The following is a 22434-nucleotide window of genomic DNA, read 5'->3' as shown; positions in this document are numbered from 1 at the left end:
GAGGGACGATAAGGCTCATGACCCATATGCCTGGAGCGCAACATTTCACGGCCGCAGCGGCATCCGCGCATGTCGGCGTCCGCGAGGCTATGGGCATGGTATTCCAGATCGCCGGATCCAGTTCCAAGATATTGATCGACACGGAACGGCTGGCCATATTGGGGCAGGATCTGGATCCGTGCATCGCCATGGCGGGGCAGGTCGGCAGCCAGGTAAAGATGCGCGTGGGTGCAAGCTGGCTGATCGCCAGCGTCAGGACGATGACGCTGGATCATGCGACCAAGAGCATCATCGCCGACATCGATTTTCTGGGCGAAGGCGATGAGGAGCAGCCGAGCGGCCGGATTTTCCGTTTCCGGCGCGGCGTTACTCGCTATCCCACGCCCGGCACCGATATTTTCCCGGTGTCCGGTGCGGACATGCAGCAGATATACGCCGCCGACGACCGGCCCCATGTCGAGATCGGCACCGTCTATCCCACCAGCGACACGCGCGCCGCGCTCTATGTCGATTCGATGCTGGGCAAGCATTTCGCCCTGCTGGGATCGACCGGCACGGGCAAATCGACCAGCGCCGCACTGATCCTGCACCGCATATGCGACCTGTCGCCGCAGGGGCATATCGTGATGATCGACCCCCATGGCGAATATGGCGCGGCCTTCGCCACCAATGGCGCAGTCTATGACGTCAACAATCTGGCCCTGCCCTATTGGCTGATGAATTTCGAAGAACATTGTGAAGTGTTCGTCACATCGTCGGGTTCGGAACGCACGGTCGATTGCGACATATTGGCCAAATGCCTGCTGGCGGCGCGCACGAAGAACCGGCTGGCCGAGCAGATCGGGCGGCTGACGGTGGATTCGCCGATCCCCTATCTGTTGTCGGACCTGACCAACATCCTGCAAAACGAGATGGGCAAGCTGGACAAGGGCACCAACTCGCTGCCCTACATGCGGCTCAAAACCAAGATCGACGAGATCAAGGCCGATCCCCGCTACGGCTTCATGTTTTCAGGGATGCTGGTCGCCGATACGATGCAGGCGTTCATCGCCAAGATTTTCCGCCTGCCATCGGACGGCAAGCCCATTTCGATCATCGACGTGTCGGCCATGCCGTCGGACATCACGTCGACCGTGGTGTCGGTGCTGTCGCGGCTGGTGTTCGATTACGCCATCTGGGCGCGCGACGAACCGCAGCGCCCCATCCTGCTGGTGTGTGAGGAAGCGCATCGCTACATCCCCAGCAGCACCAGCGGCGGCGGGCAGGCCGTGCGCAAGATATTGGAGCGGATCGCCAAGGAAGGCCGCAAATATGGCATATCACTGGGCCTGATCACGCAGCGTCCGTCGGATCTGGCCGAAGGCGTTCTGTCGCAGTGCGGCACGATCATTTCCATGCGTTTGAACAATGATCGCGATCAGGCCTTTGTGAAGGCCGCCATGCCAGAGGGCGCGCGCGGTTTCCTCGATTCGATTCCGGCGCTGCGCAATCGCGAGGCGATCATCTGTGGTGAGGGCGTCGCAGTGCCGATCCGCGTGGCGCTCGACAATCTGGAAGAACATCGCCGCCCCGCGTCGGGCGACCCCAGTTTTACCGAACTATGGCGGCAGTCGGGGGGCGAGGCCGACATCCTCGACCGCACCATCACCCGCTGGCGCAATCAGGGGCGATAAGTCGCCTTATGCTTACCGCGATTTCCGAATCGTCCGATTATTCCATCTGACTGGAAATCGCCCTAGCCCGTCGGGTTCAAACGCCCTGCCGGTTCCGCGTCACTGTTCACGGTCTCGCGACATTCCTCTTCATGCACCGGCACCAGCAGCTTGGCCTTGCGCCATCCGCCCTGCGCATAGACCAGGACCGCCAGCAGCATTGCGGTGAACGAGCTAACCGGATAGCTGAACCACAGGGCATCGACGCCGATCAGCGGAAAGCCCACATGGTAAAAGCCGATCCGCACCACGAACAGGGTGAAGGCCAGAATGAGCAGCGGCTTTACCACTACGCCGTTCGCCCGCATGACCCCGAACAGGATCATGGTGCAGCCAAAGGCCAGGAAGCTCCAGCTGACGCGCAACTGCATGTGCCATGCCGCCGCGATCGCCGAAACATTATCGCCCAAGAAGAGCGCCAGCAACGCTTCGTGGAAGACCAGCATTACCGTAACCATCGCGCCGGTGATCAGTAGCTGATAGCCGATGCCGTAGGCGGTGATGCGGCTGATCCGGTCCCATCGTCCGGCACCGATATTCTGCGCCGCCATGGCGCTGACCGCCGCACCCATCGCCATCGCGGGCATCTGAAGATAGGTCCATAGCTGCTGCGACGCGCCATAGGCCGCGGTCACCAGCAGACCCTCGCGATTGACGAAGCCGATCATGACCAGACCGGATGCCGACATCACGATCATCTGCATGCCCATGGGCAGCCCCTTGCTCAGGAGCACGCGCATCTGGTCGGCGGCAGGAAGCAGATAGTTCAGTTCCGCACCGCGCAGCCGCAGCGGCAGATCCTTGGCATAGGTGTAGGCGACCAGGCCGATCAGGCTGATAATGCCCGCCGCTGCCGTTGCCGTCGCTGATCCGGCAATGCCCATGGCGGGTGCCGGTCCCAGACCCAGGATGAGGACCGGATTGAGGACGAGGTCGATGACGACGGACACGATCATGAAGATAAGCGGCGTGCGCGCATCACCCACGCCGCGCAGGCCCATCATCATCATGACTGACAACAAGGTAGCGGGCATGGCGATGAAAATGACGCGCAGATAGGTGAGTGCCATGTCGAACGCTTCGGCCGGAGTGGCGAGCAGACGCAGCAGCGCGGGCGCGCCGATCCATCCCGCCGTGGCCACGATGACCGCCAGTACGAGGCAGAAGCCCACGGCTGACCCGAAGGCGCGCCGGGCCGCGTCGATGTCGCGCCGTCCCATCGCCTGACCGATCAGGACGGTCGATGCCATGCCGAAACCGAAAACGATCGAGAACATCAGGAACATGATGATATTGGCATTGGCAGTCGCGGCCAGTGCCTGTGCGCCCAGAAAGCGCCCGACCCAGATGGCGTTGATCGACCCGTTGAGCGACTGGAGGATGTTCGACGCCAGCGTGGGGACGGCAAACATAAGCAGGGTCGATGCGATTGGCCCCTGCGTCAGGTCTTTCGCGCCCGGTCTGCTTGCCGCCATCAGCCTGCCCCTTCCACTATATTGCCAGCCTTGCAACTGGACGCCCGCCTGCGCGGGAGCACCCCTCTCTTACCTGCTCAGCCCAGCCGGTCCAGCGCGGCCTTCAGCCTTTCGGCTTCGGCTGTCTTTTCGCCATGATCCTCGCGCGCCTTGGCGACGGCTTCGGGCTTGGCCTTTTCCACGAAACTGGGGTTGGACAGGCGTCCGCCCAGCGCGTCGCGCTCCTTTTCAGCGGCGGCCAGCGCCTTGGCGAGGCGGGCCTTTTCAGAGGCGATGTCGATGACGCCTTCGAGCGGCAGGATGAAGGTCGCTTCATCGACAACGATCTGCGCTGCGCCGCCGTCGGGCGCATCGCCGAAAGTCAGGCTTTCGATCCGACCCAGTCGCGCCAACGCTGCACCCTGCCGATCGAGACGGCGATGCGTTTCGTCCGCACCGTCACAAACCACCATCGGCAGTTTCGCGCCGGGGGGCACGTTGAGTTCGGTGCGCGCAGTGCGGATCGCACTGACCAGACGGATCAACCAGTCGATTTCCGCCTGCGCATCCGTGTCGATCGCGGCCAGCGCATGTGGCCATTGCGCGACGATCAGGGCGTTGGCTCGCTCGCCCGTCAGATGCCACAATTCTTCAGTGATGAAGGGCATGAAGGGGTGGAGCATGACGAGGATCTGGTCGAAGGTCCAACCCGCAACGGCACGGGTTTCCTCATCCATCGCGCCTTTCGTCAGTTCGATATACCAGTCGCAAAACTGGTCCCACACGAAATGATAGATAGCGTTGGCCGCCGCGTCGAAACGCAGTTCGGCCATGGCGGTGTCGATCGCCTGCACGCATCCCACGGTTTCGGCGATGATCCAGCGGTTGACGGGCAGTTGCGCGGCGGGCGCTTCGACGCTGGTCGATGCGGTGACGCCGTTGGATTGCAGGAAGCGCGCGGCGTTCCACAGCTTCGTCGCGAAGTTGCGGTAGCCCTCGACCCGCTTTTCATCCATCTTCACGTCGCGGCCCTGGCTTTCCATGGCGCTCATGAAGAACCGCAGCGCATCCGCGCCGAACTTGTCGATCAGGCCGAGTGGATCGACCACATTGCCCTTGGACTTGGACATTTTCTGTCCGTCGGCTGCGCGGACGAGACCGTGGAGGTAGAGTTTCTTCCACGGGACTTTGTCTTGCAGGTCGCTCCGCTCGGGACCCATGAACTCCATCCCCATCATCGCCATGCGTGCGTTCCAGAAGAACAGGATGTCGAAGCCAGAGATCAGCAGGTCGCCGGGGTAGTGGCGAGCGAGCGCATCGGTCTGATCCGGCCAGCCCAGCGTGCCGAAAGGCCAGAGAGCGGAGGAGAACCATGTGTCGAGGACGTCGGGATCGCGGGTCAACGGCTTGTTCCCGGCAAGCGCCTGCGCTTCCGCTTCGGTTTCGGCGACATAGGGGATGCCGTCTTCATCGAACCACGCCGGTATCTGATGCCCCCACCAGAGTTGCCGTGAGACGCACCATGGCTGGATATTGTCCATCCAGTTGAAGAAGGTCTTTTCCCATGTTTTGGGGATGATTTCGATGCGGCCGTCGCGCACGGCCTGGGTCGGCGCAACGGCCAGCTTCGCGGCGTCGACATACCATTGGTCGGTCAGCCAGGGTTCGATGACCACGCCGGACCTGTCGCCGAAGGGCGTCTGGATGGTGCGTGGTTCGAAGTCGGCTTCCTGCGGTTCGCCATCCTTGTCCTTGGTGATGTGGGGGACAAGCAGACCGAGCCCCTTCATCTCCGCCACGACCAGTTCGCGCGCGCCATCGACGCCGTCGCGGCGGAAGCGGTGGAGGCCGATGAACCGGTCGGGGATCAGGCCGTCGGCGGTCTGGACGACATTGGCGTCGGCGTCGAACATGTTGAGCATGTCGGTGGCTTTCAGCCCGGCGCGCTTGCCGACTTCGAAATCGTTGAAATCGTGGCCCGGCGTGATCTTGACCGCGCCAGAACCCAGTTCCGGGTCGGCATGGTCGTCGGCGACGATTTTGAAGCGGCGGCCGGTGATCGGCTGGAGAATATCCTTACCGATGACGGCGCTGTAACGCGGGTCGGCGGCGTTCACCGCGACGGCCATGTCGGCCAGCATCGTTTCGGGGCGCGTGGTGGCGACGACGATATGATCCGCGCCATCGGGCAGGCGCACGCCATCGGCCAGCGGATAGCGGAAGTGCCAGAAGCCGCCCTTGGTCTCCTTCGTCTCCACTTCCAGATCGGAAATGGCGGAGCGGAAATGCGGATCCCAGTTGACGAGGCGCTTGTCGCGGTAAAGCAGGCCGCGTTTGTGCAGTTCCACGAACACCTTCACGACGGCCTTCGAAAAGCCCTCGTCCATGGTGAAACGTTCATTGGCCCAGTCCATCGAGCAACCGAGACGACGCAGCTGGCCGGTGATCGTGCCGCCGCTCTCTTCTTTCCACCCCCACACCTTTGCGATGAACTCTTCGCGGGTGAAGTCAGTGCGCTTCTGCTGCCGTGCGTTCAATTGCCGTTCGACCACCATCTGTGTCGCGATGCCCGCATGGTCGGTGCCCACGACCCACAGCGCATCCTTGCCGCGCAGCCGTTCGTAGCGGATCACGATGTCCTGCAATGTATTGTCGAGCGCATGGCCGATATGCAGGCTGCCCGTGACGTTGGGCGGCGGGTTCACGATCGTGAAAGGCTGCGCATCGGGGCGTTCGGGCCGGAACAGGCCGTTGCTTTCCCAATGGGCGTACCAGCGGGCTTCGATTTCGGCGGGGTCGAATGTTTTGGGCAGATCGGTCATGGCACGCGCTTTAACCGCTTCATACGGTGGCGCAAGTATCGAGCGCAGGGTGAAGGCGCGATCGGACCGTCAGCGCGCGGTAATGCGCGCGATTTCCTTTGCCACCATATCTTCGACCAGCGCTGGCAGGCGCGCGTCCAGCCATTCCTTGAGCATGGGCTTGAGCATCGAGCGGACCAGTCCGTCGAGCGTATTGTCCCCGCCCGCGCTCGGCGTGACCAGCATGGATGACAGCGCCGACAGCGAATGGCGGGCGGCGACTTCGCTTTCCACCGACAGGATGGTTTCACCCTCCGCCGTTTCAGCGGGAGCGGCAGGCGCGCCTTTTTCCGGCGTGGGCTTGGCAGCAGGCATGGCGTCCTCAACCTCCGCTTCGTCGGTCAGTTCCAGCACTTCATCAACCCCCGGCGTAACGAGGGGCACAAAGCCGGAGGGCGCAGCCGCAGTGCTCGGTTCGATCGTAGCTTTGGGCGCAGCGTCGGCGCGACCGCGACGCGGCCCCGCCTGAACGGCTTCCTCACCCTCTTCGGCGATGATCCGCTTGATGGACGAGAGTATCTCCTCCATCGACGGTTCCTTGCTCATATCGCCCATATGTCCCCTGCTTGTCGCGCCGGTCCGTGCCGCCAACACCGCCGATCAGGGCTTTGTTATCTGCGGCTGTGCCATTTCAGGACTCACATTGGCGTTTTGTGGCAGAGTGTCAACGGTGCGCGTGGCGACCGGCTTTGGCGCGCGGTCGAAGTCCCAATCGAACCATTTGCCCTTCACCCGCTTATAATTGACCATCGGGTCGTAGAGCGTGCCGCCATTCAGGCCAAGATCGTCCGCTTCGGCATGGCCCATGGAAGCCAGCAGGGAAAAGCCCGCGACATAAGCGTTGCGCTGCGCAGAGACGAGTTGCACCCGCGCCCGCAAGGCTTCCTGTTCGGCGTCCAGAATGTCCAGGATCGTGCGGCTGCCAACGGAATTTTCCGCCCGGACGCCTTCCAGCGACAGGGATGAAGCGGAGACCGCATTTTCGCTGGACTTGATGGTTTCCAGCGACGCCTGCCAGCTGGCGTAGGATGCGCGTGTCTGCGCGATGACACTGCGTTCCGTCTCGATCGCCTGTTCGATCGACTGCGATTCGAGCGCCTGACTCTGACGCACCTGCGCTGCTGGACGCCCGCCCTGATAGAGCGGGATGTTCAGTTGCACGCCGGCCGCTGCCTGCTTGTTGATCTGCGGCCCCTCCACGACGTTGCCGTTCGCGTCCTGCGCCGAACCGTTGAGCGAGTGAAGATAGTTGGTGTAGCCCGCCGAGGTGAAGGCGGACAGGGTCGGCCGAACCGACGCCTTCGCCGTCCTGACCTCATAGGCTCTGGCTTCACGAATCTTGTTCGCCGCGAGGATGTCGGGATTGTCGCGCAGCGCGACCTGAACGGCAGACTCCGGCTCGGCAGGCAGACCCGGCAGTTGCGGCGGTGCTTGCAGATTGTCGGGCGCCTCCCCGACCAGCGCGATATAATTTTCCCGGCTGGTGATGAGATTTGCCTGCGACGTCTGCAGGTCCGACCGCGCAAGGGCGAGGCGCGATTGCGACTGGGCCACGTCGGTGCGGGTCAGGTCGCCGACCTCGAACCGGTCGTTCGTCGCCTGAAGATTAACCTCCAGCACCCGCACATTGGCCTGATTCAACGATACGATCGCGGAATCGCGGATCACGTCCATGTAGGCCGCAACCGTTTGCGAGAAGATGCTCATCTCCGTGCCGCGCAACTGCGCCTGCCCCGCCTCAACGCGGGTCCTTGCGGCTTTGACGCCGTTACGCACCGCCCCGCCCTGATAGATGGGTACAGTCAGTTGCGTCTGCGCATTCAGCGTGCGCTGCGGAGAGGTGAAGCTGATCGTGGGCTTGAGGATGCTTTCGGTATAGCTTCCCTGCACGTCCAGTGCCGGACGACCGCCCGCCTTTTGAATGGCGACGTTTTCATCCGTCGCGCGCTGCCCCGCCCGCGCGCCAGTCAGCGTCGGGTTGGAAGCATAAGCCTTGGCCAGCGCGCCTTGCAGCGTTTCGGCAAAAGCTGGCATCGCAAGACAGGTGGATACCGACAGCAAGGCTGTTGCGGCGGACCGCCGAAGGAAAAGTCGCTTTGCTGTCATGAACCCCGTCTCAAAATACGAATTGTTCCGGTGCGGAAAATCCGGGCAGCACTACCATTTCCATATCGATGAGGCTGGACAGGCCCAGCACGCCATCGACCACGCGACCGCTGCACAGTCGCGTCACGCCCCGTTCGACGATGCCCGTTACGACCCGGCCACCATCGACAATCTGCTGAACGAGCGCGGCAGGAACTTCCTCCACTGCGCCATCGATGAACAGCAGGTCGTAGGGCGCGCCGTCGGAATGCCCGACCGCCAGCGGACCGCGTATCACAGACGTCGCAGCCGCATGCGGCCCGTCCACTTCATCGATCGCCGTCACATCCGCGCCCATGTCGATCAACAGCGCGGCGCTGTAGCCGGTCGCCGCGCCGATCAGCAGCACCTTGTCTCCCGGCGCGACCTGCGCTTCGCTCAACAGGCGGCCAGTGACCAGCGGGGGATTGAGCGCGCGGGTGCTGCTGAGCGGAATGGGGCGATCGATATAGGTCATCGCGCGGCGTTGAGCAGGCACGAAGTCCTCACGCGGGACACGCGACATAGCAGCGATGGCGCGTGGATCGCTAACGTCGCTGGTGCGCAACTGGCTTTCGACCATGGCGGCCCGCATCGATGAAAAATTCTGCTCGGTCACGATAGTTCCTCGCTCGTCGTCGGGACTTGGCACAACTGTATTGGTAATGCAATACAGCAAGGGAATAGCCGAACCTCTAAATCAGCGCACGGCCCACGCCAAGCGGCTTTGCATGATATGATGACAGATTCTTGCGATGGAGCCGTGTACTGCCGCTTGACTTTGCCGCCGAACCCGCACATTTGCGGCGTCCACCGCATGGATGGCCCGATGGCGGAGTGGTGACGTAGAGGACTGCAAATCCTCGCACGCCGGTTCGATTCCGGCTCGGGCCTCCAACACTTTGGGAAAATCTCCCATTTTCAATCCCTTACGCTGAATTGGCGTCTAACCCCGGCAACGGGTTAGACTTTTCCCACTCTACCAATTGCCGAATTGCACTGTCCGCTAGGCGCTCCTGATTGGCCGCTTCGGTATAGCGAGCGACTTCATCATCCTTGGTATGGCCGCTTACAGACTTCATCGTCTTGTTCGGCATTTCCAGCTCGGCCATGCGCCGCATGGTCGCTTTGCGCAGGCCATGGGCGGTGCATTTCGGCAAACCTGCCGCGTCGCACTGTTGGCGGAACCACCCGCCGAATCCCTTTACGGAGAACGGCTTGCCCCACTCCGTGACGATGAAGCAAAAAGCGTTCGAAGCGGGCATCGCCGCTATAGCAGCAGCAAGAGGCGGGGCGATCGGCAGAGTGAGCAATTTACCCGTCTTGGTTTGACGGATAGCAAACTTGCCATTGCGAATGTGCTGGCGGCCAAGATGAATTGCATCAACCTTGCGCTGGTCTGTCCACAGCATCAACTCCATGCAGAGGCGTTGCTTTGTGCCTAGCGGCCAGTGCGCTCGATAAGCCGCGATGTCATCTTCGGTCCATGTGTAGAAGCCGGTCGATCGCTCATTGGGCGCAACCTTTATGGGTTGCGAATCATCCACCGGGTTTGCAGTGATCCAGCCCAACTTGCGTGAGAACGCGAAGAACCGGCGCAGCTCCTTACGCAGTTTGCGTGCAGCTTCATGGCCGCCCACCTTTCTGCCCTTGGCATCGACCGACTTGATACGCGCTTTGGCAATGATCGCGTCGATATGCTCGAAGCCTACGCCCTTGACGGGCCGATCTTCGCGCCCCTCGGCAAAGCGTTCGAGGATATGTCGCACTTTAGTTTGCGTTACCTCGCTCGGCCCTAACCTCTCAGGGACCGACAAATAACGACGCAGCAAATCACCGATGCTGCCAGGTATCGTCCGCGCCAAATGCGCGTCCTCTATCGCCTGCGCTATCGCGTCGGAACTATTGAAGCGATGGTATTCCTCTCGGAAACCCTCAGTCCCTAGTGCCGCTGTGAAATATTGCGATGGATAGCCCTTGCGACGAAAGCGCAGGCGCTCCTTGCCATGCCGGTCTTTGAACCGTGATACATATTCCGGCAGGAACCGATTGGATCGCAAACGGCGATTGCTCATCGCAATAGCTCCTCATCCCAAGGGTTGGCGCTGGCCGACTTCGCGCTCGCTCCATCCGCAAGCATCACGACGATCGCGCCTGTCGGGTCTATCTTGTAGCCTGTAGGCCGGAAGCCTGCAGCTTTGGCCGCACGCAAGGCGCGTGTGGCATCTGCCTGCTTAAAGATCGCGCGGCGCGCGGTCACACGCCATAGACCTTGGTATGCAGCCCTATGTCATCGCAGCGGCCGATCTCGAGGACTTCCTGGCGATACATGGTATCGGGGAGCATTGTCATAGCTCCAGCGTTCGCAGGGGAAGCAACAGGCGATCCTCGCCCGCGCTTGGCGCAACACTCGCCCGATCGTCGAACATGATCGCCACGCGGGTCAGAACGGCCATTTTAAGGCGTGCCGGCGCGTCGCCCGTGCCAATCCATGATTCGGCAACGTCCCGAACAGCGTCGGTTGCCGCCGCAATCATGGTGGCGATGATCGTATCTTCCTCGTCATGATCCACCCGCAAAAACAGCTTAGTTTCATCCAAAGCTACGATGTCAGGCATTTTCAGCCTCCTGCATCGGCTCAGGCAGGGACGGCTGCGGCGCGGCGATTGGCGCAGGATCGGGCGCGGGCTCTTGCTTGCGCGGGTTCCAGCCCTCAATTTGGCGCACTTCGTTGGTATCCAGAACCTTGTGTTGGAGGGCGACGGCATGGGCCTGCCAACGGGTTGCGGGATCGCCACGCAGGAAGCCGGACAGGTCCAGCTCCAGTTCGAAAGGACCGCCACTGGGGAACACGCTGCGCGCAAACTCGGCCTCGATCTTCCGCGCCCACGGGGCCAGCGTGAACATAGCGAACCACCGGCCAGCAGTTTCGGAGTTGGTAAAGGTGTTATGGCTGTAATCCTGCACCAGCGGCGGCGGCACCTGGAACAGCCGACAGATTTCCTCGACGCCGAATTTCCGCGTTTCCAGCAGCTCCGCATCCTCCGGGCTGATCTGCGATGCCTTCCACTGCATCCCACCATCAAGGATTAACGTCGAACCGGCGTTGGCCGCGCCGCTATGCCGGTCCTTCATTTGCTGGCGCATCGAGTCGCGCAGGGGTTGCGTCAACGTCCCTGGAACCTCAATCACGCCGCTGGGAGACGCTCCTCGATCAAGGAACGTGCGCGCAAAGGCGTTGCTCACCGAAACCGCCGCCACCGCGTCAGCGGCGCGGCTCAGGCGCGAACGCCCTATCCTGCCATCATCGGTGCGGTCGCGAAGATGGATGACCTCGCCACTCAGCAACCGCCAGCTCTTGCCGCGTCCGTCCGACACGTCATAGGCCAGCCTGCCCGATGCAAGCTGCGCTACCGTCACCCAGCTCCACGGGATGAAGCGCAGCCCTGACAAGCTGCCATTCGCGTTACGCAGGATCTCGGCAAGCCCATTACCAGTCAGCAGCGCCGACGCGACAAGATGCTCCACAAAGTCCGGCCATGTCATTTCGTCTGTCACGCCAAGGCGCGTCAGGCGCAGCAACGGGTGATTGGCAGCCTCAACACGGTTTTCACCTTCCCGACGATAGACAAGCGCCGGGATGCAGCCCAGCGAGTTGGCAATGACAGTCGAGCACGCCAGCACTGTGGAGAGGTTTTCCGCAGCCCGCACCGACATGGCAGACGATGCGCCGATATTGGGCGCAAGCGCAGCCCAAGACGGATCATCTGCGCGCTTTTCATAGCCGAACAGGGAAGCCATGCGGTTCATGATGCTCATACGCCCAACTCCGCAATGATGAGCCTGCGACGGCGCGCCTCATTCACCGCTGGGAACGGCCTGGAGCGCAAGGCAAGGCTGGTATCGGGATAGGCCGGGAACGACGACACAACGGAAATTTCTCGCAGCGTTACCGTTCGGAGGGATCGACGCTCGCCGTTCCAGCTATCTCCGCCCTTGGGAACGATGAAGCCAAACGACATGCCGCCAAGATCATTGCGCTGCGCCAGCTCCAGCACATCGCGCCCCGGCTGCGTATCGGGCAGGTCGAGCGAGAAGGACAGGCCGCGCGTGTCCTCACTGAGCCGCAGGGTGCCGGAACGGGTGCGACCCAGCACGCGGGCCGGGTCATGGTCCATGAGGGCAAGAATATCCTCCCCCAATGACGTGCGAAACGCGCCCCGCTCGATCGTCTCCACGATCGAGCCGATACGCGCCTCGCTGCCGAAGGTGGCGGCATAGCCTTCGAGCCGACGCCCGCTTGCGCGAAGCTCGGTGAACGCCCGCCGCTCGATGCTTGCCGCCCCCGTCATTATGCCACCACGACGCCAGTAGCCGACACGAAGGCGGCAGGGTGACGGACAGCGCAATCGACCGTCGCCATGGCACGGATGCTGATATTGCCCTTGGCGTATGCGTTGGTCTCGTAGGGGTTTACGAGAATGTCGAGTTCGGACCAGATGCCGATGAGCAACTCGCTCCAGTCTCCATAGATCAAGCCATGCTTGTTGGCGGTCGGATTGAGGTTGGTCGGCACCTGGTTACTGAACGTCACCGGCTCATTGTGGAAAATGGTTGAAGTGGGGATCGGTAGACCGTCAGCGTCCCTCGTTTTCAGTACCGATTTCTTCACCCCGTTGGTGGTCAGGAACGACCGACGCGCATCGACATTAGCGATGTCTGCCTTCGCAATCATATCCGCCGACGTGTTCGTTAGGCCAAAGGGGCCATCGTCGTAAGCCACCGTCTGGATGCCAGCGGTGGAGAGGATGCCGACAGGCTCATTGGCACCACCACCCTTGATCGCGGCGCGGTCGATCGCCAGCGCAAGGTCACGCGCCAGCATGTTGCGGAGCAGTTGCTCCACCTGGGGCGACGACTGCATAACCATGTTGCGCGACCATTCGGAAATGGCACCGGCATGTTTGGGCGACAGCGTGACGCTATCGAAGTCGGGATCGCCCGTGGGCAGAGCGGCATTTTCCGCAACCCAGCCAATGGCAGGCGAAGCAGCTTCGCGCGGAATGTCGAGGTTGCCAGTGAGGCCGGTCAGCACGGTAGCCCCAAGGCCGCGCACGACGCTGGCAGCGGTCAGGGCGGAAATGTAGAGTTCGGGGCGATGGTCGGTCGGCACAATCGCCCCACCGTCGCCGGTCGAAGTCAGCACCCGGCGTTCGAAAATCTCGGTCGGGATCAGGACGCCCTTGGGCGCACGGCCCGAACGCTGCTGCAATTCCTGCTGCACTTCGCGCTCGAAACCCCAATCGACCGACAGACCAGCGGCACCGGCGATGGCGCGGGCAAGGCTGAAACGCGAACGGATTTCGGTATCAAGCTGGCGGTCGCCATGCAGCGGAGTGCCAGCTTCGCGGCGCTCCATGTCGTCAATCGAACGCAACCGCTTGATCTGGCCGTCAAGGTCGCGGACTTCGGTTTCGGCTTGGTCGAAGGCTTCGCCGCCTTCACCCTGCGCCGATTTCATACGAGCGAACGCCGCCGCCCGCTTTTCGAGGAGTTCACCCAATTTCATGTCATGTCCTTCAAACTGGCGGGGGACCGAAGCCCCCCGCACTGTGATTGCCGTCTGTCTCGCGACGATGGGAACTGGTTGCGGCGGCGTCCGATTGAACCCATGCGTGTAGCGCGCAAGCGCGCCGCTCCCCGGGCATCGGGCTTTTCGCTTTTGGCCGCGCCGCTGCGGCCGCATAAGGAGGGGAGCCTTGCGAACATCAGTCTTCTTGTCCGATGGTCGACCGTTCTTCTTCGACACTTTTGCGCACGAATGCTCGCACCGTCTCAATGTCGTAGAGAGAATAGCGCATCACCGATTTACCGGCGATTTTTTCCCCAGCCCTCAAAGGCTGATCTACCAACACTCGCAGCATTGGCTCTTGCCAGATATGTGCGAAGGTTAGCTGGTCAGCATCAGGATGCTGGCGCAAAGCCTCTAAAACGGCATGCGCATTAAGACCGGCCATGAACGGCTTTGTCATTTGATCTTCGATCTCTTGAGCGAAGATGCAAAGCGCGATCATATCGGCTTCGCCGAACAGGCGAGATCGACCAGGAATTGTCTTGGGCGCGCAAGCATAATCGCCACCCGCAACATATTCGTTGAACCGCTGCCGGTTGAGGCGAGCCACGCGACATGCAGCCATTGTCGTAAGCTGGAGAACCATTCTAGACTCCTATGGGAATACGCAATAGCTAGGCCAACCTATTGTCATTGTCAATAGGTTGGCGAAAGCGTTAGATTTCACGCTGATGGGCGCGAAAAGCCGCGTGTTCGTTGATCGGCCCCAATGATTGATCAATGCGATATTCGGGCAGAAGACTGTAGAAGTCCTGCCCCTCACCGGCTTGCCGTTCGTCTTCGACATTGCCGCCGCCGGGATCGGCCACGGGGCAACCGACGCCGGGCATCCAGCTCCAGTCCGCAAAATCATCCTCTGCATCTGAACAATCCGTATCATCGGCGTCGCCATCCAGAGCGTCCAACACCGCAATCAGTGCCTCGATCTGGTTTTCGACGGCAGAGCGGGAGACAGGAACGGGCAGTGCGAAATGATAGCTCATGCTGCACCTCCGATCCGGAAAACGAGCATTGACGCGAGCTGCGAGATGTCATCGTCGGCATGGAATGCCATCCAATGCACGGCATCTTGGGCGGCGCGGCGCTGTTCTGGCGGCAGGGCTTTAAGGATGCAGAGCGCAATAAGCAGCTCCGGGGATTTCTGCGCCGTGATGGCTTTGGCGTCCGATCGCGCTGGCGTCATCGGAAAACGCGGAAACTCCGGCTGTGACCGGCGATATTCGCGGGCCGCGCGGACAGGGTTATTGATTTTGCGACGGGCGGCGGTCGAAAGCCGCACGACATTGCAGTGAGCGGAGTCCGCCCGTAGAGGGGTGTAAGCCATGATCGTCTCCGTAGGACGTTGTTGGTCAGGAACGGGGCAGCGTTGGCGCGCAGCTCCGTTCCGCTTGCCTTCTGGCATACCTTCTGGCATACCGTCAAGCACATCTTCCAGCATAGGCAAACAGATGAAGGTTCGGGAAAACAAGTTGCGGCGCATGGCCGAACGTCAAGGTTGGCTGTTAGAGAAATCACGCCGACGCGATCCTAAAGCAAAAGACTTTGGGAAATATCGCCTGCTGGTCAATCACAGAGACCTTGACAGCCATCAAGAGACAACCCCATTCACAAAGTCTCTCGATGAAGTTGAGCAATTTTTACTTGAAGGAGAGTGACGTAATGGCAGAAAATCCTTGGACCGCAGGTGATATTGCGATGGCTTCTGTGAAGTTGCAGCAGCACCTTTTCACTCTTCTTGTTGCCAAAGGACTGGTTAGCGAAGGTGAAATTCAACACATGGTCGCTGATCTCATCGGCAAAATGCACAAAGAACCCGGTGGCGACGGCGTTGCTGAGTTCCTTAAGCGTGCATTCGGAGTGACTTAAATCCACGACAGGCCAGCCCCCTTGTAGACTTCCGGTCCTTCATCCTTAGCCGCAAGTCCACAAGCCATTATGAGAGCCGCCATCCCGTCGATACGGTCGATTGAGCGGCTCTTATTCGGCTTCCGGTTGCCTGCCGGGTCGGTGTCGAAAATCAAATTACCCGCGTTCCAGCGCAGCACCGGGTGCATCCCGTGGCGCAACTCGCCCGCCAACAGCGCTACCTCGAACGCATTAACCGCTGGCCCCATGGACAGGAAGCCCTGCCCCCATTCCGTCAACGGCAAATCGACGCCCTCGCGATCGAGGATATTCTTCAAATCCTGAAAACCGTAGCGATCGAAGGCGATGCCCTTCACATCGAACATGCTGGCGACCTGGGCCATGCGCTGAGCAATGAAACCCTTGTCGATCGCGCTGCCCGGTGTCGGCTCGATATGGCCCTGATTGGCCCATGTGCGATACGGCACGCGATCCAGTTCCTCTTTGGCCGTCAGCCCCGCCTTGGGACACCAGAACCACGCCAGCACCGCGCCGCCGTCCTCCGGGAAATACAGGACCAGCGATGACAGGTCGCGCACGCTGGACAAGTCGAGGCCGCCGAAACAGGGACGCCCGCGCAGCGTGTCGGGATCGACGGCCCCGCCACACGCCTGCCACTCAGCAGGGTTGATCGCCTTCGGCTCCGCGTCCACGCGCATGTTGCAATGGAGGTTGAGGAACGCCGGTTCGAATGTCGGCATCCGCTTCGCCCGCGCCGCCTCATCGGCAAGCTGCTCCTGGGACACGAACACGCCCATGGCTGGATTAGCGAGCCGCCAGTTTTCAGGATCATATGGGTCGGCATCCTCCGGCACGGCATAGACCACGCCGTGAAAGCTGGGATCGTCAATCTCACCACTGGCGATCCGATCGGTATAATCGACCAGCTCCGACATGAGGTTTTCGGGGTGCGGGCTTTGCGTGCCGATGACCAACATCAACGGCTCGCGGCGCTTGCCCATGGAGGTCCGCAGCACGTCGAACAGCTCACGCTTCTTCCACTGCGCCAGCTCATCGCAGACGACGAAGGACGATGCGAGGCCGTGGACCGACGCACCATCGCTCGCCAGCGCACGAAATTTTGATCCGGTTGCCATGTCCTCGATCTGCTTGTGAAACCGCTGCACGTTGACGCGGGCGGCGATCCATGGGGTTTGCAGGATGATGGCTTCCATCTCGGCAAAGATCAGCGCCGACTGGTCGCGCGTGGCGGCGGCGCTGTAGCACTCGCCGCGCGGTTCCTCCTCCAGTCCTACCAAGTGCGCCAGGCAGAGCATCGCGGCCAGCACCGTCTTGCCCTGTCCGCGCGCCACGCTCAACAGGCCCGTGCGGACACGGCGGCGATCGTCCGCATCTGTGCCGTAGATCGCAGCTATCCAGTCGATTTGAAACGGCAGGAGTTGCACCCGCTCGCCAGCGCCAAAGCCCTTGGTGATAGGCAGCGACTCGACAAAGGCGATCACCCGCTCGGCGCGAGAATATCCTGCGTCCTCCCACGGGTGCGGCTCAGGCTTGGGCGGTTCCCACTCGGCAAACAGCCCATAGCTGCCCGACTGGCCCACCGGCGCCGACGCCGCCGCCGCCTTCATCCGCGATGCGCCGGGGCCGCGCCTTCCCATCAGCCGAAATCCTCGCCTAACCGTTTGGAAACTAACTCTAAAGAGAGGACGTGGCTCGGTCCTACCCGCTCAGCCCTGAGAGATTTTTCATGCCACGGGTGAGCCGTGTCGAGTGGCGACCCATCCGGGTTGCACCCACGCCGGGGCTTCTTCGTCCGCACCGCGCCTGCCTCGATGCCGCGCGCTGTCTTGGCGCTGTGGCAGCTAGGGCAATAGCTCGCCAGTCCATCATGTGAGGGGAAGGGATCGCCGCCCGCTTTGATCGGCACCCGATGATCCACGGTGTTCGCCATCGCCATGCTCCCCATTGCCTCGCATCCTTCGCACATCGGGTGCAGCGACAGGTGAGCCTCGCGCAGACGCTTCCACGTCGCGGTGTTGTAGGGCCAGTCAGCCATGCCGTTGCTCCATCGCATTTGCCAGTTGGTGAAGCTCGCGCCTCAATTCGTCCCGTCGTTCGAAATAGCGTTCAGGGTTGCGCCAGTCGGGATGCAGCCTGCCTACCTCCCTTGCCAGCGCCCGCACCCGTGCCGATGTGGTGTTCCCCATCACTGGCCTTCCTCGTCATCGGCACTGTCCCAGATGATGTCCCCCGCTTCGGGAATGGGGGGCTGGGGAAGCCCCCCTATAGGGGGGCTCCCCTGCCCACCCGAAGCACCAGAACCACCCCGCAACCTTCCCGCAACCGTCCCGCTAATGAAATCAGTCACTTGGCTGGAACCGTCCCGCAAAATGGATGAACCTTCCCGCACACCGTCCCGCACAACCGTCCCGCAAGTGTTTTCAAAGGGTTGCCCCCCATTTGCGGGATGGTTCCGGGACCGTCCCGCAACCGTCCCGCAGTCCTGATTTGCCACTGCGATACCCTTCATCCACTTGCGGTACTGTCCCGCCCAAAGGGGTTGATCGGCCATGATCTCGCCAAGGTGGAGCAGTCGCTCCATCGCCATCCGCAGGGCTTCCTTTTTCAGCCCCTTGGCGCTGGGCATCCCCTCCATGACCTTGGGCGCATAATTGCCCGCGTGGGGGCTGTGGCTGAGGGCGCGGCGTTCCTGAGTGGCCTTGGCAAGGCAGGCAAGGAATAGCTTGTTCTCGCCCGTCGCCTTGCTGGTGTTGCCCACTTGCTCGTGCCAGCTTTCGCCAGTGTCGATCGCCTCCACAAAGGCCCAATCCTTCCATCGGAATTTGATGGCGTCACCGGTCTTGGCATAGTTGGACTTTGCTCTGGTCAGGACGCGCGCATCATCGTCATATGCGCCTTCATTGCCATCGGGGCGCGACAGATAGAGACGCGAACGAACCTGATTTTCCCAAGCCGTCGAACCGCTAAACTGCGATCCAGCAGCTTTGGCAGGATGGCCAAGGAACACGACCGTTGCACCGGCCTCCTTCGCCAGCGCCTCCATCGCATTGCAGAAGATGGCAACGTGATTGCGAATATTCTCATTGCCCTCGAATAGGTGCGCAATGTTATCCAGCACCAAAAAGCCGATCTGGTTGGTCCACACGAAGTTTGCGATGTCATGATAGAATTGCGACTGCTCAACACCGTCATTGTGAAAATGCAGTAGGGAGTTGTTCAGGTCGCCGCACCGCGACAGGAAGAACAGGTTGCCATCCAGCTCTGCCATGCTCGTGCCGACTGCACGGCAAATCCCTTCCTGGCGGCGTTGCAGTTCGCCAATATCGTCCTCGCAAGTGATATAGAGCGCTTTGAGTTGCCTCGTTTTCAGGCCCATGAAAGGCAAGCCCAGCGCCACGCATGTTGCGATTTGTTGGGACACCAAGGATTTGCCCGACCCACCTTCGCCGGTGAGCAAAGTTGCCCGGCGAAGCGGTATCCATTCCTCCACGACCCATAGGCGAGCGTTCGCCGTCTTGCCGTCCCAAATGCCTGTTGATGTTATTGGCAGCGGGGTGTTGCCGGGGTGAAGCATGGTGACGTTGCCGCCACTCCAGCGCTCGCCGCTATCCACGGTGAATTGCCTTCACGCGGTTAGACACTGATAACCGAACGCCTAGATACTGCGTGGGGGAAACCTTATTGGTTAGACAGGCGCATGCCGCAGGACACCGTGGTTCATGAAACCCGGCTCGGGCCTCCAAAAATCCTGTCTGGCGACGTCTGCCAACAGTTGAAAATCCCTGATTTCCGGTAGTTTATGGGCGGCCAGCACATGAACGCTGTCCGCTCAGGCGTCGCTTACGTATCCGGAAAACCGCAAAAAACGGCGGCAGGAAGCGCGATCATCAGGCGGCTCGGCCAGCTTTACGTTGGACAGACCGTACCAGGCAAATTCTCTGAGAATTTATTCATTGCGCATTTGCCAAGCGCTCAGCCGATTGCAGTGTGTTCTCGATCAGCATCGTCACCGTCATCGGACCCACCCCACCCGGCACGGGGGTGATGAATGATGCTTTTGCGCGAACGCCGTCAAAATCCACGTCCCCTACGATCCTGCCTGAGGGAAGGCGGTTGATACCGACGTCGATCACGACCGCGCCGGTTTTGACCATCTGCGGCAGGATGAGGTTAGGTCTGCCCGCAGCCACGACGAGGATGTCCGCAAGGATCGTGAACTGGGCCAGGTCCCGTGTTTTTGCGTGACAGATGGCAACCGTTGCTTCCCGAGCCATCAACATGAGCGCGAGAGGCTTGCCAACGATATTGCTGGCCCCGACGACAACGACATTTTTTCCCTCGATTTCAATCTTCTCATGCTCAAGAAGTTTGACCACGCCATAGGGTGTGCATGGAGAAAAAATGGTAGTCCCGGTGACGAGCGCGCCGACATTATACAAGTGAAACCCGTCCACATCCTTCTGGATCGAGATGGTCTCCAGCACTGCGCGCATGTCGATATGCGGGGGCAACGGTAGTTGCACCAGAATGCCATGAACCTCATCATCATCGTTCAGCCGGTTAATGAGATCGATAAGCACCTTGTTGCTGACTGCGGCATCGAGCCGGTGGCTGAACGAGCGTATTCCAGCCTTATCACAAGCCTTGATCTTGTTCGCGACATAGACCTGCGACGCGGGATCCTCCCCTACCAGAATGACCGCCAAGCCGGGCGTCACGCCGGTGCGATTCACGAGATCGGCGACGCGCGTGGCGCAAAGCCCGCGAATGTCTTCTGCGATCGCGCGACCGTCTATGATACGTGCCGGCACGCGCGTAACTCCGCTCCAAATGCAGGCGCAAACGGTCCCACCATCGAGTATCGAGCGCTGACGCCGCCAAAAGCCGAGTCACTCTGCCCGCGACGTGTCACGATACCAGATCGACCTTCAAGTCGCGCGAAAAGCATCAAAACCCCTCTATCGCCACTTCCACATGGTCGACCATGGGTGGTGAGGCAAAAAACCGTGAGGTTAAGGCGCGCCAGGCTGCAAAACCGGGCGAACCGCGAAAATCGATCATATGCGCGTCTACGCTATCCCATTTCACAACGAGCCGATATCGGCCCGGTCGATCAACCGATCGTTCCAGCCTGAAGCTGTGGCACCCATTGGCATTGCGAAAGTGCGGAACTGCCAGCGCCACGGCCGCTTCGAATTCCTGTGCGGCATCCGGCGCGACTTCCAGATCGGCGACTTCGTAAATCATGTCTTTCCCCTTGTTTTTGCTAGCCGGTCGCTGGGCATTTCGCTGTCACATAAGAGCGCCGCCGTGCTTTATGATGGTCTTGCGAACTTAATAACGATCAGCGTAATGTTCTCTCACGTCCTCGCTCAGGCTTCCGAGCGGATAGGAAAGCATTTGTGCATTCCAGGAATCCCATTGCAGCCGCATCGCCTTGACCCGCGCAGGGGCGTCAGATGCATGATCCGCACGCTCCCGCTCGTCTTCAGCCAGATTGAACAGATGCTCCTTGCCGCCCAGCATCAGATATTTCCAGTCGCCGTCGCGCAGTGCCGCTTGCGCATTGCTTTTGAAGCGCCAGTAGAGCGTCCTGGATGCCGGAGCGGCCTTGCCGGTGAGGTGCGCTGACAGGTCCATTCCATCGAATGTGCCGGCTCTGGTCACATCCCCGCCCGCCATTGCCAGCAACGTCGGCAGGAAATCCATCGAGATCATTACTTGTTCGGATTTAGACCCTGCCGCAATTCTGCCGGGCCAGCGCACCAGCAGCGGAACGCGGATGCCACCCTCCAGCAACTCACCTTTTACCCCGATGAACGGCCATGTTTCAGAAAAACGCTCTCCGCCATTGTCGCTGGTGAAGACAATGATGGTATTGTCAGCTTTACCCGCCTCATCCAGCGCCGCCAGAATTTTGGCGACATTCTGGTCCATAGCCTCGACCATTTCTTTGTATTTGGCCAGGTTGCCTCCATTGAAATGATAGGAGGACCCCAAGGTCTGCGCCACTGCGGCGTCCTCCCGCCCTTCCCACGGCCAGTGTGGCGCATTAAAATGAAGGCTAAGGAAAAAGGGCTTATCGTGGGGCGCCTGGATCGTTTTCACCGCCTCGTCCCCGAACAGATCGGTCAGGTAACCATTGCGTTCTAAAGGCGTATCTCCCTTAGCGAGGCCGATCCCGACATCCTTGCCCCCAATTACCATATGATGGCGAAAATAATCGGCAGCGCCTTCTACGATGCCGAAAAACTCGTCATAGCCGTGGTGTAGTGGACTATGTTTTGGCGGGTCTCCCAGATGCCATTTACCCACGAGCTTGGTGCGATACCCGATATCTCTCAGTACCGAAGCAATGGTCGGCTGCGCGAGCGGTACACCAACGCCTTCCGGCGCGGTCGGACTGAGAGGCTCCTCCAGCCCCAAGGCAAAGCGATACTGATAACAACCCGTCAAGAGAGCGGTGCGCGTCGGCGAACAGATCGAGCTGTTGGCATAGCCTTGCCGCAGCTGAACGCCCTGGGCACCGATGCTGTCGATCGCCGGCGTCCTGATATGATGAGACCCGGTGCAAGACAGGTCAGCATAGCCCAGGTCATCGGCCATGATGAAGATGATGTTGGGGCGCTTTGCCTTTGCGGTCGCTGCATGCGTTTCACTAGCGACGGCCGCCGCGCAGATTGCGCCAGCACCTCCCAGGAACGACCGTCGATCGACTTGCATAGCTTTCCTCTCTTTGGTCACGGCTCCGCCTTCAGTCAGCT

24 protein-coding genes and 1 tRNA gene are annotated in these 22434 nt (G+C 60.8%); 4 read left to right on the top strand and 21 right to left on the bottom strand.

Translation table 11 applies throughout. The features are described 5' to 3' along the window. Positions 1-17: 17 nt before the first annotated feature. A complete protein-coding gene (locus tag WA070_RS15605) occupies positions 18-1673 on the top strand; it encodes an ATP-binding protein (RefSeq protein WP_422634836.1) in 1656 nt (551 codons plus the stop codon). Between the two features lie 62 nt (positions 1674-1735). On the opposite strand, the gene WA070_RS15600 is transcribed toward WA070_RS15605, so the two are convergent. The 5 genes from WA070_RS15600 to WA070_RS15580 all read right to left on the bottom strand — a co-directional run bounded on the left by WA070_RS15600 (position 1736) and on the right by WA070_RS15580 (position 8770). Further along, a complete protein-coding gene (locus WA070_RS15600; protein WP_422634835.1) occupies positions 1736-3187 on the bottom strand; it encodes an MATE family efflux transporter in 1452 nt (483 codons plus the stop codon). 77 nt (positions 3188-3264) lie between these two features. Beyond that, positions 3265-5988: a valine--tRNA ligase gene (locus WA070_RS15595; protein ID WP_422634834.1), complete on the bottom strand. Its 2724-nt coding sequence runs from the start codon at positions 5986-5988 to the stop codon at positions 3265-3267. A gap of 69 nt (positions 5989-6057) precedes the next feature. Then, on the bottom strand, positions 6058-6582 hold the full coding sequence (locus tag WA070_RS15590) for a DUF2497 domain-containing protein (protein ID WP_422634833.1): 525 nt from the start codon (positions 6580-6582) through the stop codon (positions 6058-6060). A gap of 45 nt (positions 6583-6627) precedes the next feature. Further along, positions 6628-8133, bottom strand: a complete 1506-nt coding sequence (locus WA070_RS15585) for a TolC family outer membrane protein (protein ID WP_422634832.1) — start codon at positions 8131-8133, stop codon at positions 6628-6630. A gap of 10 nt (positions 8134-8143) precedes the next feature. Further along, positions 8144-8770 carry a protein-L-isoaspartate O-methyltransferase family protein gene (locus tag WA070_RS15580; RefSeq protein WP_422634831.1) on the bottom strand — a complete coding sequence of 209 codons (627 nt, stop codon included), beginning with the start codon at positions 8768-8770 and terminating at the stop codon, positions 8144-8146. Between the two features lie 204 nt (positions 8771-8974). Here WA070_RS15580 and WA070_RS15575 point away from each other — a divergent pair. Further along, a tRNA-Cys gene (locus tag WA070_RS15575) sits at positions 8975-9048 on the top strand. A 32-nt stretch (positions 9049-9080) separates the two neighbouring features. On the opposite strand, the gene WA070_RS15570 is transcribed toward WA070_RS15575, so the two are convergent. From WA070_RS15570 to WA070_RS15530, 9 genes are all read right to left on the bottom strand, one after another. After that, positions 9081-10226 (bottom strand): tyrosine-type recombinase/integrase, encoded by a 1146-nt coding sequence (locus WA070_RS15570; RefSeq protein WP_422634830.1) that lies wholly within the window; start codon positions 10224-10226, stop codon positions 9081-9083. Further along, a complete protein-coding gene (locus WA070_RS15565) occupies positions 10223-10411 on the bottom strand; it encodes a hypothetical protein (protein ID WP_422634829.1) in 189 nt (62 codons plus the stop codon). Before WA070_RS15565 ends, WA070_RS15570 begins: the two co-directional genes overlap by 4 nt. An 88-nt stretch (positions 10412-10499) precedes the next feature. Next, positions 10500-10769 (bottom strand): head-tail connector protein, encoded by a 270-nt coding sequence (locus WA070_RS15560; RefSeq protein ID WP_422634828.1) that lies wholly within the window; start codon positions 10767-10769, stop codon positions 10500-10502. After that, complete coding sequence (locus WA070_RS15555) at positions 10762-11970, bottom strand: phage portal protein (protein WP_422634827.1); 1209 nt, start codon at positions 11968-11970, stop codon at positions 10762-10764. Before WA070_RS15555 ends, WA070_RS15560 begins: the two co-directional genes overlap by 8 nt. Beyond that, positions 11967-12503, bottom strand: a complete 537-nt coding sequence (locus WA070_RS15550; protein ID WP_422634826.1) for an HK97 family phage prohead protease — start codon at positions 12501-12503, stop codon at positions 11967-11969. Before WA070_RS15550 ends, WA070_RS15555 begins: the two co-directional genes overlap by 4 nt. Then, complete coding sequence (locus tag WA070_RS15545; protein ID WP_422634825.1) at positions 12503-13720, bottom strand: phage major capsid protein; 1218 nt, start codon at positions 13718-13720, stop codon at positions 12503-12505. Before WA070_RS15545 ends, WA070_RS15550 begins: the two co-directional genes overlap by 1 nt. A 199-nt stretch (positions 13721-13919) precedes the next feature. Beyond that, positions 13920-14369 (bottom strand): hypothetical protein, encoded by a 450-nt coding sequence (locus tag WA070_RS15540; protein WP_422634824.1) that lies wholly within the window; start codon positions 14367-14369, stop codon positions 13920-13922. A 70-nt stretch (positions 14370-14439) separates the two neighbouring features. Continuing rightward, a complete protein-coding gene (locus WA070_RS15535) occupies positions 14440-14766 on the bottom strand; it encodes a hypothetical protein (protein WP_422634823.1) in 327 nt (108 codons plus the stop codon). Continuing rightward, positions 14763-15107 (bottom strand): hypothetical protein, encoded by a 345-nt coding sequence (locus WA070_RS15530; RefSeq protein ID WP_422634822.1) that lies wholly within the window; start codon positions 15105-15107, stop codon positions 14763-14765. The genes WA070_RS15535 and WA070_RS15530 overlap by 4 nt, the downstream gene beginning before the upstream one ends. Positions 15108-15231: 124 nt before the next feature. Here WA070_RS15530 and WA070_RS15525 point away from each other — a divergent pair, with 124 nt between their 5' ends. Both WA070_RS15525 and WA070_RS15520 read left to right on the top strand, forming a co-directional pair. Continuing rightward, a complete protein-coding gene (locus WA070_RS15525; RefSeq protein WP_422634821.1) occupies positions 15232-15438 on the top strand; it encodes a hypothetical protein in 207 nt (68 codons plus the stop codon). Positions 15439-15442: 4 nt separating this feature from the next. Beyond that, positions 15443-15649, top strand: coding sequence for a hypothetical protein (locus WA070_RS15520; protein WP_422634820.1), 207 nt, complete (start codon positions 15443-15445; stop codon positions 15647-15649). Here WA070_RS15520 and WA070_RS15515 read toward each other — a convergent pair. The 7 genes from WA070_RS15515 to WA070_RS15485 all read right to left on the bottom strand — a co-directional run bounded on the left by WA070_RS15515 (position 15646) and on the right by WA070_RS15485 (position 22393). After that, a complete protein-coding gene (locus tag WA070_RS15515) occupies positions 15646-17307 on the bottom strand; it encodes a terminase large subunit (RefSeq protein ID WP_422634819.1) in 1662 nt (553 codons plus the stop codon). The genes WA070_RS15520 and WA070_RS15515 overlap by 4 nt on opposite strands. After that, the gene (locus WA070_RS15510; protein ID WP_422634818.1) at positions 17307-17705 is read right to left on the bottom strand and encodes an HNH endonuclease; all 399 of its coding nucleotides are present in this window, start codon (positions 17703-17705) and stop codon (positions 17307-17309) included. The genes WA070_RS15515 and WA070_RS15510 overlap by 1 nt, the downstream gene beginning before the upstream one ends. Next, positions 17698-17856 (bottom strand): hypothetical protein, encoded by a 159-nt coding sequence (locus tag WA070_RS15505; protein WP_422634817.1) that lies wholly within the window; start codon positions 17854-17856, stop codon positions 17698-17700. The genes WA070_RS15510 and WA070_RS15505 overlap by 8 nt, the downstream gene beginning before the upstream one ends. Beyond that, entirely contained in the window at positions 17856-19283 is a 1428-nt protein-coding gene (locus WA070_RS15500) for an AAA family ATPase (RefSeq protein ID WP_422634816.1), read from the bottom strand. The genes WA070_RS15505 and WA070_RS15500 overlap by 1 nt, the downstream gene beginning before the upstream one ends. Positions 19284-19620: 337 nt before the next feature. After that, positions 19621-20481 (bottom strand): bifunctional methylenetetrahydrofolate dehydrogenase/methenyltetrahydrofolate cyclohydrolase FolD, encoded by an 861-nt coding sequence (gene folD, locus WA070_RS15495; RefSeq protein ID WP_422634815.1) that lies wholly within the window; start codon positions 20479-20481, stop codon positions 19621-19623. Positions 20482-20617: 136 nt separating this feature from the next. Continuing rightward, on the bottom strand, positions 20618-20917 hold the full coding sequence (locus tag WA070_RS15490) for an antibiotic biosynthesis monooxygenase family protein (protein WP_422634814.1): 300 nt from the start codon (positions 20915-20917) through the stop codon (positions 20618-20620). An 87-nt stretch (positions 20918-21004) separates the two neighbouring features. After that, the gene (locus tag WA070_RS15485) at positions 21005-22393 is read right to left on the bottom strand and encodes a sulfatase (protein WP_422634920.1); all 1389 of its coding nucleotides are present in this window, start codon (positions 22391-22393) and stop codon (positions 21005-21007) included. Positions 22394-22434 lie beyond the last annotated feature (41 nt).

Origin of the sequence: Sphingobium sp. (assembly GCF_049304695.1) — a bacterium.
GTDB lineage: Bacteria > Pseudomonadota > Alphaproteobacteria > Sphingomonadales > Sphingomonadaceae > Sphingobium.
The sequence above is the reverse complement of the archived record's forward strand: the minus strand, read 5'-3'. Positions and strand labels throughout refer to the sequence as shown.

Coding starts and splice junctions, on each gene's coding strand:
- WA070_RS15485 (WP_422634920.1), bottom strand. CDS start 22,393: ATGCAAGTCGATCGACGGTCGTTCCTGGGAGGTGCTGGCGCAATCTGC.
- WA070_RS15525 (WP_422634821.1), top strand. CDS start 15,232: ATGAAGGTTCGGGAAAACAAGTTGCGGCGCATGGCCGAACGTCAAGGT.
- WA070_RS15545 (WP_422634825.1), bottom strand. CDS start 13,720: ATGAAATTGGGTGAACTCCTCGAAAAGCGGGCGGCGGCGTTCGCTCGT.
- WA070_RS15515 (WP_422634819.1), bottom strand. CDS start 17,307: ATGGGAAGGCGCGGCCCCGGCGCATCGCGGATGAAGGCGGCGGCGGCG.
- WA070_RS15590 (WP_422634833.1), bottom strand. CDS start 6,582: ATGGGCGATATGAGCAAGGAACCGTCGATGGAGGAGATACTCTCGTCC.
- WA070_RS15540 (WP_422634824.1), bottom strand. CDS start 14,369: ATGGTTCTCCAGCTTACGACAATGGCTGCATGTCGCGTGGCTCGCCTC.
- WA070_RS15490 (WP_422634814.1), bottom strand. CDS start 20,917: ATGATTTACGAAGTCGCCGATCTGGAAGTCGCGCCGGATGCCGCACAG.
- WA070_RS15520 (WP_422634820.1), top strand. CDS start 15,443: ATGGCAGAAAATCCTTGGACCGCAGGTGATATTGCGATGGCTTCTGTG.
- WA070_RS15595 (WP_422634834.1), bottom strand. CDS start 5,988: ATGACCGATCTGCCCAAAACATTCGACCCCGCCGAAATCGAAGCCCGC.
- WA070_RS15535 (WP_422634823.1), bottom strand. CDS start 14,766: ATGAGCTATCATTTCGCACTGCCCGTTCCTGTCTCCCGCTCTGCCGTC.
- WA070_RS15605 (WP_422634836.1), top strand. CDS start 18: ATGACCCATATGCCTGGAGCGCAACATTTCACGGCCGCAGCGGCATCC.
- WA070_RS15585 (WP_422634832.1), bottom strand. CDS start 8,133: ATGACAGCAAAGCGACTTTTCCTTCGGCGGTCCGCCGCAACAGCCTTG.
- WA070_RS15600 (WP_422634835.1), bottom strand. CDS start 3,187: ATGGCGGCAAGCAGACCGGGCGCGAAAGACCTGACGCAGGGGCCAATC.
- WA070_RS15510 (WP_422634818.1), bottom strand. CDS start 17,705: ATGGCTGACTGGCCCTACAACACCGCGACGTGGAAGCGTCTGCGCGAG.
- WA070_RS15505 (WP_422634817.1), bottom strand. CDS start 17,856: ATGGGGAACACCACATCGGCACGGGTGCGGGCGCTGGCAAGGGAGGTA.
- WA070_RS15550 (WP_422634826.1), bottom strand. CDS start 12,503: ATGACGGGGGCGGCAAGCATCGAGCGGCGGGCGTTCACCGAGCTTCGC.
- WA070_RS15530 (WP_422634822.1), bottom strand. CDS start 15,107: ATGGCTTACACCCCTCTACGGGCGGACTCCGCTCACTGCAATGTCGTG.
- WA070_RS15555 (WP_422634827.1), bottom strand. CDS start 11,970: ATGAGCATCATGAACCGCATGGCTTCCCTGTTCGGCTATGAAAAGCGC.
- WA070_RS15560 (WP_422634828.1), bottom strand. CDS start 10,769: ATGCCTGACATCGTAGCTTTGGATGAAACTAAGCTGTTTTTGCGGGTG.
- WA070_RS15570 (WP_422634830.1), bottom strand. CDS start 10,226: ATGAGCAATCGCCGTTTGCGATCCAATCGGTTCCTGCCGGAATATGTA.